The following is an 18,761-nucleotide window of genomic DNA, read 5'->3' on the forward strand; positions in this document are numbered from 1 at the left end:
AAAATTAGAAGATTATGCTTTTAGCGTACTACGTATATCTAATAACCTGTAAATTAACCAGCCTGGATCATTTCTGCCATTGATTTACAACCGTCGCATTACTTGTTCTACCATGCTGTTTTTCCAAGCATAAAACGTGCCTTCCAGAATCTTCTCCCGGGCTTGTTTGACAAGCCATAGATAAAACGTAAGATTATGTACACTAGCTATTTGTGCTGCTAAGTATTCTTTACTTACTACTAGATGCCGCAGATAGGCTTTTGTATACGTTGTACTTACATAACCACCTAAAGTTTCATCGATTGGACTGAAATCATTTTTCCACTTCTCATTTTTGATATTGATAATACCCTGTGTAGTGAATAGCATTCCATTGCGGGCATTACGGGTAGGCATTACACAATCAAACATATCTATTCCTAACGCTATGGTTTCCAGAATATTGGCAGGCGTACCTACGCCCATTAAATACCTGGGCTTATCTTCAGGCAGAATACCACACACCATTTCTGTCATTTCATACATCATTTCCGCAGGTTCTCCTACAGATAAGCCTCCAATAGCATTTCCTTCCCGTTCGAAAGAAGCAATTTTCTCTGCCGATTGTTTGCGCAACTCCGGAAATACACTGCCTTGTACAATAGGAAATAAGGTTTGTGTATAACCGTATAAGCCTTCGGTGGTATCAAACCGTTCGCAGCAACGTTTCAGCCAGCGGTGCGTCATATCCATAGAAGCCCGGGCATAACTAAATTCGCAAGGATAAGGCGTACATTCATCAAAAGCCATAATAATATCCGCACCGATCGTACGCTGAATATCCATTACATTTTCTGGTGTGAATACATGGGTAGAGCCATCAATGTGCGACTTAAAGGTAACACCAGCTTCCTTGATTTTCCGGGTGCCTGATAATGAATATACCTGGTAGCCACCGCTATCGGTGAGAATGGGATGACCCCAGCTATTAAACTGATGTAATCCACCTGCTTTATGTAATACATCCAGTCCCGGACGCAAAAAAAGATGATAGGTGTTTCCCAGAATGATCTGTGCCTGCACGTCATCCGAAAGTTCCCGCTGATGTACAGCTTTTACGGAACCGGCTGTACCCACAGGCATAAATATAGGTGTTTGAATCAGGCCATGATCGGTAGTGATCTCTCCGGCTCTGGCTTTTGATTGAGAATCAGTAGCCTGGATGCTAAATTTCATAGAACAGTATATTTAACCTGGAAATCAGGTTAAATGAAAGATTTTGATGCGATAAAAGATGCAAATCCGCTTAACAATCAGAAAGATTACATCTGTACGAAGGCGCAAAATTATACCTTATTATTCATATTCTAATTCTTAATTTTGAAATAATATTTACATACCTTCCCGGCAGTATGTACTTTTTAATCGGAGTGTTTAGCAATAAAATAATACGGCTTTGGTGTACATCATACTCTCTTTTTTTATAGTCTGTGTAGGAATTCAGCTACTATACTGGTTGTGTATTTTTTCAAAATTTGCTTTCTATAAAGAAACGCCACCACCGGCTTCTTCAGCTGTACAAGGCGTATCGGTGATTGTATGTGCCTGGAACGAACTGCAAAACCTGCAGAAACTAATTCCTATTTTACTCAGCCAGAAACATCCGGAGTTTGAGCTTGTGATTGTAGACGACCGCTCCAATGATGATTGTTATGATTACCTGCTGTTTGAGTCATTCAAATATTCAAATATGAAGCTGGTCCGTATCAATCAAACGCCCGATCATATTACGCCAAAAAAATATGCGCTATCACTGGGAATTAAAGCCGCAACCTATGAAATTATCCTGCTGACCGATGCGGATTGTATACCGCAAAGCGAAGACTGGATCAGCCAGATGCAGCAAAAGTTTACTAGTGACAAGCAAATCATTCTGGGATATTCGCCGTATACATATCATGATGGCTTTTTGAATTTTATGATCAGATATGAAACCTTTTACACCGCTGCGCAGTATTTTTCTTTTACATTAGCAGGCATGCCATACATGGGTGTTGGCAGAAACCTGGCATATACAAAAACATTATTTAACAGTAATAAAGGTTTTCATTCCCACCTGAATGTATTAGGCGGAGACGATGACTTGTTCATTAACGAAGTGGCAACCAGTAAGAATGTGGCGATCTGTATTGATAAGCAGGCGCACGTAGTTTCTAAACCAAAATTTACATTTAAAGCCTGGTACAGGCAGAAAAGAAGACATTTATCTGTGGGCAAACATTATAGATTCAGAAATAAACTGATGCTGGGACTCATGTCTGTTTCACAGGTTTTATTCTGGTTTTCTTTTATTACACTCCTTTTCTTTCAAAATATGGTATTATTTGCGCTGGCAGGGCTCATTCTCAGAACTTGTGCGCAGATTTGGGTGTTACAGCCTATAGCAAAAAAGCTTGATACTTCCATTAAGTGGTTTTTTATACCTATTTTTGATATTCTATATACTGTATATTACATCGTAATTGGGTCCTCGGTTTCTATTTCAAAACAAGTAAGATGGAATTAGATAAGCAATTTTCAGACAAAGCACTTCAGGATTTTAAACTGATTGATCTGGCTAAAGAACAAGGCGATCAGAAGGCTTATGCTGAATTAATGAAGCGTTACAAAAAACCTTTATATCATACCATACTCAAAATGGTCAGAAATGTGGATGATGCCGAAGATCTGACCATCGAAGCGTTTGCCAAAGCATTCAAAAGTCTGCATAAATTCAAAAAAGATTATACCTTCAGTACCTGGCTTTTCCGCATTGCTACTAATAATTGTATAGATTTTATCCGGAAGAAAAAACTGGAAACTACCAGCATCAGTTCTTCTTTCCGTGACGATAATGGCGATGATGTAGGCATGGATATTAAAGACATAAATCTTAATCCACAGGAAGAAGCCATTAAAAGCCAGAAAGTGGAAATTATGCAGGTGATCATCACCAAACTCCCCCCCAAATACCAGACGCTGGTAAACCTGCGCTATTTCCGGGAACTATCCTATGAAGAAATTGCCGAAGAACTGAATGCGCCCTTGGGCACTGTAAAAGCTCAGCTCCATCGTGCCCGTGAGTTGCTGTATGACCTGGTGAAAGACAAAAAAGATTTTATATAACAAAAAGTAAAAGGGGCGTTTATTCGCCTCTTCTGCTTTTAGCTTTTCAAATTTTATTCATTCACGCTATAACAAACCCGGCTCTGCCACTTGGAACTCATCCGAAAATATTTTCCGCAACTTACAGCCCGCCAGTATGAGCAGTTTGCTCAACTCGAACCCTTATACCAGGAATGGAATAGTAAAATCAATCTCATTTCCAGGAAAGACATTGACCAGTTGTATGAAAAACATGTGTTGCATTCGCTGGGAATAGCCAAAGTAGTACAGTTCAAACCCGAAACAACACTATTGGACGTAGGCACAGGAGGCGGTTTTCCTGGTATTCCGCTAGCGATTTTATTTCCAGAATGTCATTTTCATCTGGTAGACTCCATTGGTAAGAAAATCAGAGTAGTGCAGGAAGTAGCGCAAGCCTTACAGCTCACCAATGTAAAAGCAGAACAGGTACGTGCCGAAACTATTCAGGACGATACCTATGATTTTGTAATAAGCCGGGCAGTAACGGAATTAAAGGAATTTTATGGATGGGTCCGTAATAAAATCAATAAGCCGTATCAGAACAGCCTGAGAAATGGCATACTCTACCTCAAGGGTGGTGATCTGACGGAAGAATTAAAAGAAGTAAAATTCAAATACAAAATTTACAATATCTCCGATTATTTTGAAGAGCCTTTCTTCGAAACTAAAAAAATTGTGTATGTGCCTTTTTGAAGAATCCCAAGCCAGGAAATAACTGGCGCAGGAGAGAGCTTACTGTTGAAAAAACTAACCTTTTGAGCCTTTAACTTACACAGCTTTTATCATAATAGGCATACACATAAAGAGTATAGAATAGCTGTAATTATGTCCGGATGTAGTATTGCAAAACATTCTCCGGTACTATTTAGTATAGCTCTGTTGCCAACGTAGAGAAAATTTTGGTTTACCTTACCCGTATGAGTATTCACCAAAATAGGAATCACTTCTTGAAGGTAAATAACATAATTTTGATTATACGATAATAGATTATGTCGGAGCCGTCTGATCTGTCTTAAGATGGATCTCTTAAACATAATTAATACGCATTATAACATTATAACCAATCAGGAAATGGAAAATAACGTTGACTTAGTCATGCTGGTGGATGACAATGATACAGACAATTTTATTAGTAAGAGAATTATAGAAATTACCAAGTTTGCCAAAAGAATAGAAGTTAAAAATTCTGGTAAAAGTGCACTTGAATATCTGGAAAGAGAGCAATTTAATCCTACTAACCTTCCTGATATTATTTTCCTGGACATTAACATGCCTATTGTTGATGGATTCGTGTTTTTGTTCGAGTTTGAAATGTTTCCGGATGAAGTAAAAAATAAATGCAAAATTGTTATCCTTTCCAGTTCCGATAATAAGCGGGATATTGAGAAAATTGTGGATAACGATTATGTGGTAAAGTTTGTAACCAAACCTTTAACAGAACATGCGTTAAATGAAATAAAAGCCCTTCCTCAGATTGTATTAAAGTAAATAAAATAGATTTTCAATAAAAAGGCCTGTAAGCAAATTTGCTTACAGGCCTTTTTATTGAAAATCTATTCAGACTTTTTACTTTTTTTCTTCTTCTCACTGTTGCCTGGAGAAGCAGCACCAGCTGGGGTTTCGGCTGGCTTAGGTTCTGGTGCAGGTGAAGTTACCACATTTCCATTCTTATCAAGTTCTATTACTTCATATCCTAGTTTTTCCAGGCCTGGTTTTACCAGTTCTTTATCACCTACTACAGCAATCGACATTTTATCTACTGGCAAATGTTTTTGGGCTAGGGTGTTTATTTCTTCTTTGGTGATATTTTTCAGAATCTCATTCTGTTTGGTTACAAAATCTTTATCCAGGTCATATTTAATGATATTAGATAAGAAGCCGGCTTTTTGCCCTAATGTCTCATATTTAAGGGCTTGTATCTGTCCGACAGAACTTTTGGTGAAAGCCAGTTCTGCATCTGTAATGCCCTGCTTCTGATAATTGGTGAGTTCTTTCATAATTTCTATTACTGAACTATCCGTGGCATTGGCGCGAACACCTGCACTTACGGTATAGGGGCCTGGAATTTTTGAAGCCTCAAAACCCGACCAGGAACCATACGTATATCCTTTATCTTCACGCAAATTCAGGTTGATACGGCTATTGAAAGCGCCACCCAACGTAAAATTCATTAACCCCATTCTATAAAATTCGCCGGTAGCATCAAAGGTCATATTGGTTAAGTAACCTACCCTGATTTCGGATTGAGGTGCCTGTTTTTTGTCTACCAGATAGATTTTAGTTTTTTCCACAGGCATAGCTTTGGTTAAATCTGGCATTTTTACCTCTTTGGCCGCCCAGTTTTTTAGGAAGGAGAGTTTAGGCAGAAGTGCCTCTTTAGTAATATCGCCCACTACAACCAGTTCGGTTACCGAAGGGGAGTAATAGTTACTATAGAAATTCTGTACATCTTCCGGAGTAATCGCCTCTACCGTTTCTATAGTTCCATTGGTAGCTATGCCCAGGATGTTATTTTTGCCATAAATGGTTTTATTATACACATTTGAAGCAACAGCCGCCGGAATATTATCTTCTCCTTTGATACCTTCGAGTTGTTGTTTCTTCACCCGGTCAAAATCTTCTTTGGCGAATTTGGGATGAAAAAGTTTTTCTTCCAGCAAAGCCAGCGTAGCATCCAGATTTTTAGCCAGAGACTGTACACCAACAGTAGTTCCGGTTTTAGTAGCATATACATATATGGTGCTTCCCAGTTTATCGAGTTCATTATCCATCTGCTCTGAGGTATATTTCTGTGTAGATTCATCAAGCAAGGAGGCAGTAAGCGAAGCAATACCGGCTTTTTTAGGATCATTCGCCGAAAGTAAATGTCCACCATTGATATTCAATTGCAGGAAAACCATTGGTAACTCGTTATTTCTGGAACCAATGATCTTCATACCATTATCAAATTTATCTGTCCAGAATTCAGGCACATTTACCACCGGATTAGCTCCTGGTCCAGGGCGTTTGGTGCGGTCGAAAGTATCTTTTCCTTTCGCATAGGTTAACCCGGCCGTCTGGTCGGTTAGTGCTTTGTATTCTGGTTTTACAACTTTATAATTATCAGGTCTGGCCGCTGCTATCACATTTCCCGACTGGTCTTTGGTGAGTACACTTAGAATAACGGCTTTTTTGCCTTTGATATATTGATTATACACCCGTAATACATCTGCTTTGGTAACTGAGCGGTAAGCTTTTAGTTCCTGTGCCAGATAATTAGGATTGTTCCGGAAAGTCTGGTAAAAAGCCAGGGCAGAAACTTTTCCCCGTACACTTTCCAGTTCTTTGAGTTTGTTGGATTCGTATTTGGCTTTGAATTTTTGAATGTTTTCATCAGTTACACCTGATTTTTCAAACTCTAGCAAAGCCTCCCGCATTTCTGTTTCAAACTCAGCTAATGATTTTCCTGGAAAGGGCAATACGAACATAATGATCTCCCCAGCTAACTCATTATTGTTACTGAAAATACTGGATTGAATCGCTTTTTGTGTTTTTACAAATTTCTGGTAGAAGAATGAACTTTTACCTACCCCAATAATATCCGCCAGACATTCCAGGGCTGCTTCGTCGGGATGGCCGGAGGGAACGGTCGGGAAATCTACTACCAGGGCAGGAAAGGGTGCATTGTTATCCTGGTAGGATATGTACCGATCTTCAGTTAGGGCTACGGGCTCACGTTTGTCTTTCTCTACAGCAGGACCTTTGGGGATAGAACCAAAATATTTCTGAGCCATTCGCACCACTTCCTGCGGATTTACATCACCGCCTATACTTAAGGTTGCATTATTAGGCCCATACCAGCGCAGGAAAAACCGCTTGAGGTCATTTACATCAGCCCGGTCGAGGTCTTCCAAATCTCCAATTACACTCCATGAATAAGGATGTCCCTGCGGATATAATGTTCTGCCCAGATTTTCCCAGATTCTTCCATAAGGTGCATTGTCTACATTCTGGCCCCGTTCATTTTTTACAGTTGAGCGTTGAATTTCAAATTTTTTCTGGGTAACCGCATCCAGAAAGAACCCCATCCGGTCGGCTTCCAGCCAGAGCATAAGTTCGAGCTGGTTGCTGGGGACAGTTTCAAAATAATTGGTACGGTCATTATTGGTAGTACCGTTTAGTGTACCTCCTGATTCTGTTACAATTTTAAAGTGTTCTTCATCGGCCACATGGTCGGAACCCTGAAACATCATGTGTTCAAAAAAGTGGGCAAATCCGGATTTTCCGATGTCCTCTCTGGATGAGCCTACGTGATAGGTTACATCTACGTGTACCACCGGGTCAGAATGGTCTTCGTGAATTAGTACAGTAAGTCCGTTGGGCAATACATATTTCTCATAAGGAATCACTAATTCATCTCCTTTTTTGGCTACTTTCTCTATCTGCTTTACCTGGCTATATCCCAGCGTTACAGCTATGAAGTAAAATACGCATATGAGTTGAAGACTCTTTTTCATGGATAGATCTGTTTAGGTGATACATGGAATGCCAGGGAATATATAAAATATTATCATGCAATGCTTTCTGAATTTGATAGCCGGAGAATAGAGTGTGTCTGTGGTGGGTTAAGAAAACAAAAAGCTACCAACTGCGGTAGCTTTTTAATAAAATACTGTTAGCGAATGAATTATTTCGACTTTTTACCTTTCTTCTTTTTCTCAGTAGATCCTGGAGCAGCAGCACCTGCAGGAGCTTCGGACCTAGGTTCTTCTACGGCAGGCGCTACCTGCACTTGTACCGGATTTCCTTCTTTATCTAATTCAACGAGCTCATAGCCTAATTTCTCCAGTTTTGGTTTCATCAGCTCTTTATCACCCACCACCAGAATATTCATTTTTTCGATGGGAAGGTGTTTTTTAGCCAGTGCATTTATTTCTTCTTTAGTAATAGTCTTCAGGATTTCATTCTGCTTATCTACAAAATCAGCTTCCAGGTTATACTGAATGATCTGATTTAAAAAGCCGGCTTTCTGGAAACCGGTTTCATATTCCAGGGCATCACTTTGGCCGATAGAGCTTTTGGTAAAGGCGAGTTCTGCATCGGTAATACCACTATCCCGGTAATTGGTGATCTCTTTTACTATCTCTACCAGGGCACTGTCGGTTACATTGGCTCGTACACCAGCTCCGGAAGTAAAAGGACCTACTGATTTTGTGCCGGAAAAGAAAGAATAGGCACCATAGGTATAACCTTTGTCTTCCCGCAAATTCAGGTTGATACGGCTGTTAAACGCATCTCCTAATACATAATTCATGATGTTGGATTTATAATATTCACCGGTAGCATCAAAGGGCATGGCCACATAGCCTACCCGGATCTCGGATTGTGGCGCTTTTTCTTTATCGACCAGGTAAACTTTGGTTTTGTCTATGGTTTTGGTAATGGTAGCCGGTGGCAAACTTACATCCTTTTTCTCCCATTTATTGAGGAAAGAGAGTTTAGGCATAATAGTAGGTTGGTCTATATCGCCTACAATGACCAGGTTAGTTACAGTAGGAGAGAAGTTTTTCTTGTAAAAATTCTTGACATCCTCCAAGGTGATGCTTTTAACTGTTTCTTCCGTGCCACTTTGGGGAACAGCTCTAATATTGCCTTCACCAAATAATAAGCGGTTGTATACTTTGCTTGCAATAACAGTAGGCTGGGTATTCTGATTGGCAATACCTTCCAGTTGTTGCTTTTTGAGCCGCTCAAAATCATCCTGGGCAAACTTGGGGTGGTACATTCTTTCTTCCAGTAATTTCAGTGTCGCATCCAGGTTTTTCACCAGCGATTGTACTGAAACGGTATAACTTTCTGCTCCGGAAGCAATAGAAATACTGCTGCCTAACTTCTCCAGTTCATTGCTCATTTGCTCGGCTGTATAATTTTCGGTATCCTCATTCATCAGCGAAGCAGTAAGAGAAGCAACGCCAGCTTTGGAAGGCTCCAGTGCCGACATCCGGTGGCCACCCTGAATGGTAAATAAAAGGGTAACTGTAGGAATTTCATCGTTTTTCGCACCAATTACTTTAATACCGTTCTCAAATTTATCTGTCCAGAAAGGTGGAATTTTTACAACAGGATTTTTGCCGGAAGCCGGACGTTTACTGCGGTCAAAGTTGTCTTTGGCCTTTGCATATTTTAATCCATCGTAGCCATAATCAGGAGCTTTATAGCCTTCTTGAGAGATTTTGTAATTATCTGGAGCAGCAGCGGCTACATTTTGTCCTTTGGGAATAACGCTTAGGATAACGGCTTTTTTGCCTTTAATATATTGATTGTATACCCGCATCACATCAGCTTTGGTTACGCCCATATAATTTTTCATCTGCTTGGTGATGTAATTGGGATTGCCTGTGAATGTCTGGTATTGAGCCAGCTGCGAAACTTTTCCGGCTACACTCGATAAGCCATTGATCTCACCTGCTTCATAACTTGCCTTAAAACGGCTGATGTCGTCATCACTAACGCCCCGTTTTTCAAACTCTGCCAGGGATTGGCGGATAATGGTTTCCATACTATCTAAGCGCTGTCCGGGATAAGGCAAGGCCACAAATGTGAATTCACCGCTCAATTCAGAGGTGGGGTGGGAAACAGTGGCCTGCACGGCTTTCTGGCTAATGATCAGGTTTTTATATAAAATAGAGTTTTTCCCCTGCCCTAAAATTTCTGCCAGGCAATCTAATGCTGCTTCATCGGGGTGGAAAGTAGGTACACCAGGAAAGGTCATGCGCAGCATCGGAAAACGGATATTGTCTTCATAAGAAATATACCTGTCCTGAGCTAATACTGGAGCCGGAACCTTGGTCGGTTTTACTTCCGGACCTCTGGGAATCGGACCAAAATATTTTTCTGCCAGCTTTACCACTTCTTTGGGGTTTACATCTCCGCCTACAGTCACCACAGCATTATTAGGCCCATACCAGCGCAAAAAGAAGTTTTTCAGGTCATTTACATCTACCCGGTCCAAATCTTCTACATATCCAATGGTGAGCCAGGAATACGGATGTCCATACGGATACAGGTTTTTAGCAGTATATTCGGTAGCTAACCCATAGGGCCGGTTGTCGTAGTTCTGGCCACGCTCGTTTTTTACAGTAGAGCGTTGTACTTCAAATTTTCGCTGGTTAACAGCATCCAGCAAAAATCCCATCCGGTCGGCTTCCAGCCAAAGGGCGGTTTCCAGTTGGTTGCTGGGTAAGGTTTCAAAATAGTTAGTACGGTCACGGTTGGTTGTTCCATTCAGATCGCCACCCGATTCGCTCACAATTTTAAAGTGTTCTTCATCGCCAACATGGTCGGAACCCTGGAACATCATGTGTTCGAAAAAGTGGGCAAAACCTGATTTGCCGATTTCTTCTCTGGCTGAGCCCACATGATAGGTTACATCTACATGGGCAATAGGGTCGGAATGGTCTTCGTGAATGACGAGTGTAAGCCCATTAGAGAGTACGTGCTTCTCATAGGGAATCACCAGTTCGCTGCCTTTCTTGGTAACTTTTTCTACCAGTTTGGTTTGTGCCTGTGTCCAGGTAGAAGCCAGCAGGCAAAGCAATAAAATTAAATTTGGTTTTTTGGTCATAATGAAGGTATGGTAAAAGGGTATTAAAAGACAAGCTAAGAGGATTTGTCCAATTTTTCAACTAATAACGGGAGTTTATTGCCTTTAAGCAGAGAAACGATCCGGGAAACAGGGAATAAAATCATTCTGGCTTTTTTGAAAGGTAAGTGTTGTCTTGGACAAATACTTACCTGTTTTATTACACATCTAATAAATAGCTGTATTTTAAGAGATGGCCAAAACGGACAAGTTTTATTTTTGATACAGTCGCCATTCTATTCAATTGTCAATTATGCCTGCCTCACCATATAAAATCCTGTTTGTAGACGATGAAGAAAATAACCTGATCGCCTTCAAAAATGCCTTCTTCCGCACATACACTATCTTTACTGCCTCTTCTGCTTCACAAGGGCTGGATGTTTTAGAAAAATATTCTATTCACCTGGTGATTACGGATCAGCGGATGCCCCAGGTTTCAGGACTGGAATTTCTGACAATTGTAAAGGAAAAATATCCACTGGCCATACGGATGGTAATAACCGGGTATAGTGATGTAGAAGTTATTATGCGGGCTTTCAATGAGTTAGATATTTTTCACTATGCGCTTAAACCCTGGAACAATCAGGAATTAAAAATCATCATTGATAATGCGCTTACTAAATACCAGCTTACTTCGGATAATATTTGCTTGATTAAACAATTGCAACAAGCGAATGAAAGCCTGGAGGAAAAGGTAAAACTACGCACACAGGAACTGGAACAAAAAAATGAAGAATATGCACAACTGAATGCCCTCAAGGATAAACTATTTTCTATCATTTCACATGATATTCGGTCTCCTCTCGCTTCGCTTTCGGCTTTAGTAAACATGTTTCTGAATTATAAAGATATTTTTTCGGAAGAGGAAGTCCATGAAGCCATGTCGGATATGAAGCATTCGCTGGTAGATATTACAGAAATGCTGAATAACTTACTCAGCTGGGCTCAGGCACAGATACAGAATACAGAACCCCTTTTAGAGGCACATTCGATAGGCAGTACCTTACAGAAAAATATAAGAGCCTATCAGGCAATGGCAGCTCATAAAAATATTGCTATTCTTACAGAACTGCCTGCCGGCGATTTTCAGGTGCAGATAGACGAAAATATAACCAGCCTGATTTTGCGGAACCTGATTTCGAATGCCATCAAATTTACGCCAGAACATGGCCAGATCATTCTTTCATCGGTGGCTGAAAAAGAATATGCTACCATTTCCGTAACAGATACTGGCGTAGGTATATCCGAAGAAACCCTTACCAAGCTTTTCTCAAATGAACACCTGATAACCTCTCTGGGAACAGCCCAGGAAAAAGGTACCGGTTTGGGATTAAAACTTTGCAAAGAGTATGTGGAAAAGCAGGGAGGTGTAATTTCCGTACAAAGCCGCTTGCAAAAAGGCACTGTTTTTAGCTTTACTGTTCCAGTAAGCAAGTAGGGCAACTTCGCCTTTCTATCCCCGCTAATTTAACCATTCAGGTCATTACTGACCTTGTCCAACCTGATTCCAGATATTTTTAATGGAAAACAACCTGAAACTAAGCCGCCGCATCAAACTTACTTTCTTTGCGGCCATCCTTTCTATTGCCTTAGTGATGATTGGCTTGCAATACATAGTTGAAAGAAAAATTTCAAAACAGGTTTTTGATTCTCAGGTAATTAATATATCCGGCAGGCAGCGGATGTACAGCCAGAAGATTACCAAAACCATTTTGTTGCTTTCCCAGGCCAAAGATTCAACAACTTATTATACTTATTTACGCACACTACAGCAGGATGTAAAAACATGGCATGCAGCACATAAAGCCTTGCTATACAGAAGCAAATTACCGGCAGGAGAAATAGTATTCATTCCTGGTGAGAATACTGATGCAGCACAGCAACTGGTAGAACAGCATCGCATTCACCATCTGAATATGCTCAAGGCAGTATCTGTTATAGTGAACACCACGTATCCGATTATTGATTATAGTCACCGGGCCGCTTTTGATCAGGCACTCAGTATGGTACTAGCTGAAGAACCTTTTGTGTTGAAAGCAAGAGAGGAAATTACCAGGCAATATCTGGCTGAATCTGCCCAAAAAATAGAAGGATTAGCCAGAACAGTTAAAGTGATCACCCTCATTTTATTGCTGGTATTGCTTCTGGAAGGTTTGCTGATATTCAGGCCTTTGGAAATGCTGATTAAAAATTTTGTAGACCAGCTTAATAACAAAATCAGCCAGTTGCATGCCCACCATGAAGAGATGTATGCTATACAAGAGGAGCTGGCACAGGCAAATGCTTTTCAGAGTGCCTTGCTGAGTAATGCAGTAGTTTCTATTATTTCTACCAATAAACAAGGCATCATTACCAGTATCAATCCTGTCGTCAGCAAATGGCTCGGTTATCAGCCTGACGAACTATTAAACCAGCATACGCCTGATATCTTGCATAAAACAGGCGAACTATCGCAGTATGCAAATAAAATTTCTGCTGAATTAGGGATACCTTTTACTTCTGGCCTCGAAGCCATGCTATCAAAAGCAAGCCATGGATTAATGCAGCAGGAAGAATTTACCTATGTCCACAAAGACGGCACAGAATGTACCGTATTACTGAATATCTCTGGGATTTTTAACAGCATCGGCGCTATGGATGGATTGGTTTGTGTGGGCGTAGATATAACAGCCAAGAAAAAAGTAGAAGAACAACTCCGGGAAAGTGAGCAGTTATATAAGCTTATTTCTGAAAATTCTCTGGACCTGATACGCCTGCACAACCCGGATGGCAGCTATGTATATGCTTCTCCTTCTGTGATCCATTTGCTTGGTTACCAGCCGGATGAACTGCTCCATCTTTCCCCAAAAGATGTTATACACCCTGCTGACTATCAGCATGCCATGGAGTACACCACAAATATTCTCCAGACAAAAAAGCCAATTAACCATACTGAATATAAGGTTCGCAGAAAAGATGGACGATTCATCTGGCTGGAGACGTTTACCAAACCTATTCTGAATGAAAATGGTGACGTAACCCTACTCCTGACGTCATCCAGAGATATTACCGCACGTAAACAGGTGCAGGAAGCACTGGAGGTAAGTGAACTCAAATTAAAGGCAGCACAGAAAATAGCTCATATTGGAAACTGGGAATACGACCCGCATAGCATGCAGAGTATATGGTCAGATGAGATGTTTCTGATTCATGGACTTGACATTTCCGGAAAGGTGCCTTCAGCAGAAAGGTATTTGCCGATGGTTCATGCCGATGATTTGACGCAGGTAGTAGAAAGTATGGATCTGAGTATTCGTGACGGAAAGGAATTTATAAACGATTCCAGAATTATTTTGCCAGATGGAGAAGTCCGCTGGGTAAATGTGATCGGTAAAGTACAAAAAGATGTGTCAGGAAATGTGATTAAGGTGTATGGAACAACTATGGACATTACCGAACGCAAAGCAAGAGAGACTCAGTTGAATGAAGTATCCGCCTTTTTAAATAGTGTTCTGGATAGCTCATTGTCAGGTGTAATGGCTTTCCGTTCGGTAAGAAATTCTCAGCATACAATCGTTGACTTTGAATGGTTATCTGTAAACAAACAGGCAGAACAATTAACCGGACGTACGGCTACCCATCTGGTAGGGAAAAAAATGCTGGAGGAATTGCCCGGCAACCGCATAGACGGGCTTTTTGATAAATATGTGCAGGTCGTAGAAACCGGCCATTCGCTTAATCTGGAACATTTTTATGAGCATGAAGGCATACGTGTCTGGTTTCATATAGTGGCTGTTAAACTACAGGATGGCCTAGCTGTTACCTTCTCGGATATTACTGATAGTAAAGTGATTGAACTGGAGAGGGAAATTCTCAATAAACAACTCAACTTACAGAAGTTTGCGTTGGATGCGGCGGCTATTGTTGCTATTACTGATAAAAAGGGGATAATTACTTATGCCAATGAGCGGTTTTGTAAGATATCGGGCTATACCAAGGACGAACTTATTGGAAATACCCATCAGCTGGTGAATGCAGGCTATCATGAACCAGGCTTTTTCAAGGACATGTGGATACAGATTTCTGCCGGATGTATGTGGCGGGGTGAAATTTGCAATAAATCCAAAGACGGTTCACGATATTGGGTGGATACGGTGATTGTACCTTTCCTCGATGAACAGGAAAGACCCTACCAGTATATGGCCATCCGTTTTGATATTACCAGCAGGAAAGAAGCAGAAAATAATTTATCCTTTGCACTAGCCAGGCTTTCGGCCATTATGGAAAACATGCAGGCCGCTATTGTAGTAGAAGATGAGAATGGTAAAACTGCCCTTATTAATCATCAGTTTTGCCAGATGTTTTCTATTCCCTTAACACCCGATGAAATCACTGGGATGGATTCTATTCTCAAAGCTGAATCCTATAGAAAGGCATTTGCAGATGAAGCCGGATTTATGAAGCGCATGGCAACTATGCTTAAAAATCACCTGCCGGTAAATGGTGAGGAACTTCCATTGAAAGATAAACGGGTATTAGAACGGGATTATGTACCTATCTATATAGATAAGATCTATCGGGGGCATTTGTGGATGTACAAAGACATTACAGAGCGTAAAAAGTGGGAAGACAAGCTCATTGAGTCCAGCCGGTTTATTAACGCATTAATTGATCATTCGCCTTTACCCATCCAGATTTATGACCGGCACGGCTTTTCTATGCAGATGAATGAGGCGCAACGGACTTTACTGGGTATTCCTGAAAATACTTATGGCGTAGGTTATTTTAATGTGCTAACCGATCCTTTTCAGAAACTGAACGGATCTAATCTGCATTTTGAGCGGGCTTACCGGGGAGAAACGGTTATCCTTTCCGACCAGCAAATGGATCTTACCAATACTTCTAACCAGTGGAATACCAAAAAGCGCATTCTCTTTTATGACCAGATCATTTTCCCCATCAAAGACCAAACGGGCAGTGTAGAGGCTGTAGTATCTTTTGTACAGGATGTTACCTATAAAATGGTGGCCAGGGTGGAGCTGGAAGAAACCAAACGTTTTCTGGAAAGTATTATGAATGCCATTCCCAATTACCTGTACATCTTCGATATTGATACGAATACACTGGTATATGCCAATCTCGAACTGGTGCAGATGCTGGGTTATTCTGAAAATGAATTGCAGCAAATGGGCAGTGAGATCATACCTACACTGATACATCCTGATGATATGGTGCTGATAGAATCCTATTTTCAGAATTTTAAAGCAGCCGGCAATGGTCATACCCATACGGAATTCCGGGTGCGGAATCACCATCAACAGTATCGTTTATTGCAAAGCCGGGATGTGCCCTTTAAAAGAAACAACAAAGGGGACGTATGCCAGGTAATTGGTATTGTGCAGGATATTACTGATTTGCGGGAAGCAGAACTCGAGTTGAAAGAAGCCTATCATGAACTTCAGATGTCAGAAGAACAACTCAGGCAACGGGGTGAAGAACTCAGGGCGATGAATGAAGTGATGGAGAATACTATTGTGGAATTAAAGACTACACAATCCCATCTGGTGCAGTCTGAGAAAATGGCATCCTTAGGCCAGCTTACGGCTGGTATTGCCCATGAAATTAATAATCCGGTAAATTTTATTTATGTGGGAATTTCTAATCTGAAGAATTCTTTAGATGAAATCTTTGACCTTTTGAAACACTATGATGCCCTGGCTACTTTCCAGTCGATGGAGGAGATACAAGCCGGATTAGCCTATATTCAGGAATTAAAAGAAGAGCTCTATTACAAGGAAAACCTGCAGGTAATTTCTGAAACACTCAAATCGGTAGAAAGCGGTGCCTCCCGGACAGCAGAAATTGTAAAGGGCTTGCGCAATTTCTCCAGGCTAGATGAAGCAGCGATTAAACATGCTTTTGTGCACGAAGGTCTGGATAATACCCTGATCCTGCTCACCAACCAGTACAAAGATCACATTAAAATCTTTAAAGAATACGATTCTCTTATTCCTTCTATCGAATGTTATCCAGGGCAGCTCAACCAGGTATTTATGAACATACTAACCAATGCTATTCAGGCGATCGAAGGCAACGGCGAAATTTATATAACTACCAGTAACCTGCCAGAACACATCAGCATCTCTATCCGGGATTCAGGGAAAGGAATGCCGGAAAATGTACGCGAGAAAATATTTGAACCCTTCTTTACCACTAAACCAGTAGGGCAGGGAACCGGACTTGGTTTATCAATCACCTATGGTATTATTCAAAAGCACAAAGGTGAAATCCGGGTAGAAAGCGAGCCAGGAAAAGGTACTACTTTTATACTAATCCTACCCAAAGTCTTATCTGAGGAAAAAATGCCTCAAGTCATAATAAGCACAGAGTAAGCGGTATTAGTAGGTATATGTAGTAGGAAGCGCTACCATTAGTTAGAATCGGATCTTTCACGAACAAGGAATATCGCAATTTAGATATTCCTTGTTCGTGAATGGAAATTAAAGGAGTTTGAGTAACATATCGTACTTATTTGCGATAATCCAGCGGAGGTTTGCGGTTGCCGATCATAGCTTCATATTTATAATTCTCACCTCTTTTTTTGCTTAATTCCTGGCTTGCTTCATTTACAATGGCAGGGTTTTTAAAAATATCGTATGCCGTAAGTGCCAGAGTTTTGGCAGCTACCATCATCCCTTTGGTACCAATGCTGGTTCCGCCTGCGGCTACTGCCTGCCAGCTATGCGCTGCTGTTCCCGGAACCCAGGTAGCCGCACCCATGCCCACCGTAGGAACTGTCCAGCTCACATCTCCTACATCTGTAGAACCGCCGCCGCCTTCGCCAGCTTTCTCGATCTCGAAAGGTTGTATTTCCTGTGCCGATGCAATGGAGGGTTTTGTACCAGTGAATGATTCCTGAATTTTGGCTGCAAATGTTTTTTCTTCGGCGGTATATTGAACCCCACCCACAGTACGCAGGTTTTTGTCCATAATTTTGGCCAGTACCTCATTGGGAAGCAGGTTATACACACCATGAATAACTTCATATTCCATTTTAGTACCTGTTCCAAGGGCCGCTCCTTCAGCTGCTTTGGCTACTCTTTCAAATATTTCTTTTACTACACTCATTTCCGGATGGCGTACATAATAAAATACTTCTGCAAAAGCAGGCACTACATTAGGCGCTTCGCCACCTCTGGTAATTACATAGTGAATGCGGGTATCAGATGGAATATGTTCACGCATCATATTTACCATATAATTCATGGCTTCTACTCCATCCAAAGCTGAACGCCCGCGTTCAGGGGCTGCTGCCGCATGGGCCGCAATGCCGTTAAAGCGGAATTTAGCCGATTTATTGGCCAGAGAAGAAGAAGCGCTTGCCTCATTCTCATTGTTGGGATGCCAGTGTAATACTACATCTACATCATTAAACAGACCAGCCCTCACCATATATACTTTGCCTGCGCCTCCTTCTTCTGCTGGTGTGCCATATACCCGGATAGTGCCTTTGGTACCAGAGCTTTTTAGCCAGTCTTTAATAGCAATAGCTGCTGCCGTAGAGCCTGTTCCAAACAAATGATGTCCGCAGGCATGACCGGCAGCATTGGCCTGCAAAACTTTACGTTCCGGTACCGCATCCTGAGAAACACCTGGCAGAGCATCAAATTCAGCTAATATGGCAATAACTGGTTTTCCACTGCCAAAGGTGGCAGTAAAGGCAGTAGGAATTTCTGCTACACCTGGAGTTACCTGAAAGCCTGCTTTTTTCAATTGCTCTTGCAACAAAGCGGTACTTTTTTCCTCCTGATAACCTACCTCGGCAAAACCCCATATTTTTTTTGCTATATCCCCGTAGGTAGCTGTCTGCTTATCTAAAGCAGCCATTAGTTTGGCTTTATCAGATTCTTCTTGTGCAAAAACCTGGAATGATACCATCAGGAAGCTTATATAAAGCAGGATTTTTCCGTATATTTTCATGTTGGTTTTAGGTTTA

Annotated in this window: 10 protein-coding genes; 6 read left to right on the forward strand and 4 right to left on the reverse strand. The window is 41.1% G+C overall.

Annotated features, from left to right (window positions below):
* Positions 1 to 84: 84 nt before the first annotated feature.
* Positions 85 to 1,215, reverse strand: coding sequence for a tRNA guanosine(34) transglycosylase Tgt (gene tgt, locus GXP67_RS19850; RefSeq protein ID WP_162444738.1), 1,131 nt, complete (start codon positions 1,213 to 1,215; stop codon positions 85 to 87).
* A 280-nt stretch (positions 1,216 to 1,495) separates the two neighbouring features.
* On the opposite strand from tgt, the gene GXP67_RS19855 reads away from it, so the two are divergent.
* From GXP67_RS19855 to GXP67_RS19870, 4 genes are all read left to right on the forward strand, one after another.
* Positions 1,496 to 2,545, forward strand: coding sequence for a glycosyltransferase (locus GXP67_RS19855; RefSeq protein WP_162444739.1), 1,050 nt, complete (start codon positions 1,496 to 1,498; stop codon positions 2,543 to 2,545).
* Positions 2,536 to 3,144 carry an RNA polymerase sigma factor gene (locus GXP67_RS19860; protein ID WP_162444740.1) on the forward strand — a complete coding sequence of 203 codons (609 nt, stop codon included), beginning with the start codon at positions 2,536 to 2,538 and terminating at the stop codon, positions 3,142 to 3,144. The genes GXP67_RS19855 and GXP67_RS19860 overlap by 10 nt, the downstream gene beginning before the upstream one ends.
* Before the next feature lie 90 nt (positions 3,145 to 3,234).
* A complete protein-coding gene (rsmG, locus tag GXP67_RS19865; RefSeq protein WP_162444741.1) occupies positions 3,235 to 3,858 on the forward strand; it encodes a 16S rRNA (guanine(527)-N(7))-methyltransferase RsmG in 624 nt (207 codons plus the stop codon).
* Between the two features lie 378 nt (positions 3,859 to 4,236).
* A complete protein-coding gene (locus GXP67_RS19870) occupies positions 4,237 to 4,653 on the forward strand; it encodes a response regulator (RefSeq protein ID WP_232064507.1) in 417 nt (138 codons plus the stop codon).
* Positions 4,654 to 4,718: 65 nt separating this feature from the next.
* On the opposite strand, the gene GXP67_RS19875 is transcribed toward GXP67_RS19870, so the two are convergent.
* On the reverse strand, positions 4,719 to 7,661 hold the full coding sequence (locus GXP67_RS19875) for a M16 family metallopeptidase (RefSeq protein ID WP_162444742.1): 2,943 nt from the start codon (positions 7,659 to 7,661) through the stop codon (positions 4,719 to 4,721).
* Between the two features lie 170 nt (positions 7,662 to 7,831).
* On the reverse strand, positions 7,832 to 10,768 hold the full coding sequence (locus GXP67_RS19880; protein WP_162444743.1) for a M16 family metallopeptidase: 2,937 nt from the start codon (positions 10,766 to 10,768) through the stop codon (positions 7,832 to 7,834).
* A gap of 271 nt (positions 10,769 to 11,039) precedes the next feature.
* Here GXP67_RS19880 and GXP67_RS19885 point away from each other — a divergent pair, with 271 nt between their 5' ends.
* Positions 11,040 to 12,224, forward strand: a complete 1,185-nt coding sequence (locus tag GXP67_RS19885; protein ID WP_162444744.1) for a hybrid sensor histidine kinase/response regulator — start codon at positions 11,040 to 11,042, stop codon at positions 12,222 to 12,224.
* An 82-nt stretch (positions 12,225 to 12,306) separates the two neighbouring features.
* The gene (locus GXP67_RS19890; protein ID WP_162444745.1) at positions 12,307 to 17,157 is read left to right on the forward strand and encodes a PAS domain S-box protein; all 4,851 of its coding nucleotides are present in this window, start codon (positions 12,307 to 12,309) and stop codon (positions 17,155 to 17,157) included.
* A 136-nt stretch (positions 17,158 to 17,293) separates the two neighbouring features.
* On the opposite strand, the gene GXP67_RS19895 is transcribed toward GXP67_RS19890, so the two are convergent.
* Positions 17,294 to 18,745: an amidohydrolase gene (locus tag GXP67_RS19895; protein WP_162444746.1), complete on the reverse strand. Its 1,452-nt coding sequence runs from the start codon at positions 18,743 to 18,745 to the stop codon at positions 17,294 to 17,296.
* Positions 18,746 to 18,761: the final 16 nt, after the last annotated feature.

Origin of the sequence: Rhodocytophaga rosea (genome assembly GCF_010119975.1) — a bacterium.
GTDB classification, from domain to species: domain Bacteria; phylum Bacteroidota; class Bacteroidia; order Cytophagales; family 172606-1; genus Rhodocytophaga; species Rhodocytophaga rosea.

Excerpts from the sequence above, each read along its gene's own strand:
- tgt (WP_162444738.1), bottom strand. The coding sequence starts at position 1,215 with ATGAAATTTAGCATCCAGGCTACTGATTCTCAATCAAAAGCCAGAGCC.
- GXP67_RS19860 (WP_162444740.1), top strand. The coding sequence starts at position 2,536 with ATGGAATTAGATAAGCAATTTTCAGACAAAGCACTTCAGGATTTTAAA.
- GXP67_RS19870 (WP_232064507.1), top strand. The coding sequence starts at position 4,237 with ATGGAAAATAACGTTGACTTAGTCATGCTGGTGGATGACAATGATACA.
- GXP67_RS19875 (WP_162444742.1), bottom strand. The coding sequence starts at position 7,661 with ATGAAAAAGAGTCTTCAACTCATATGCGTATTTTACTTCATAGCTGTA.
- GXP67_RS19880 (WP_162444743.1), bottom strand. The coding sequence starts at position 10,768 with ATGACCAAAAAACCAAATTTAATTTTATTGCTTTGCCTGCTGGCTTCT.
- GXP67_RS19885 (WP_162444744.1), top strand. The coding sequence starts at position 11,040 with ATGCCTGCCTCACCATATAAAATCCTGTTTGTAGACGATGAAGAAAAT.
- GXP67_RS19890 (WP_162444745.1), top strand. The coding sequence starts at position 12,307 with ATGGAAAACAACCTGAAACTAAGCCGCCGCATCAAACTTACTTTCTTT.
- GXP67_RS19895 (WP_162444746.1), bottom strand. The coding sequence starts at position 18,745 with ATGAAAATATACGGAAAAATCCTGCTTTATATAAGCTTCCTGATGGTA.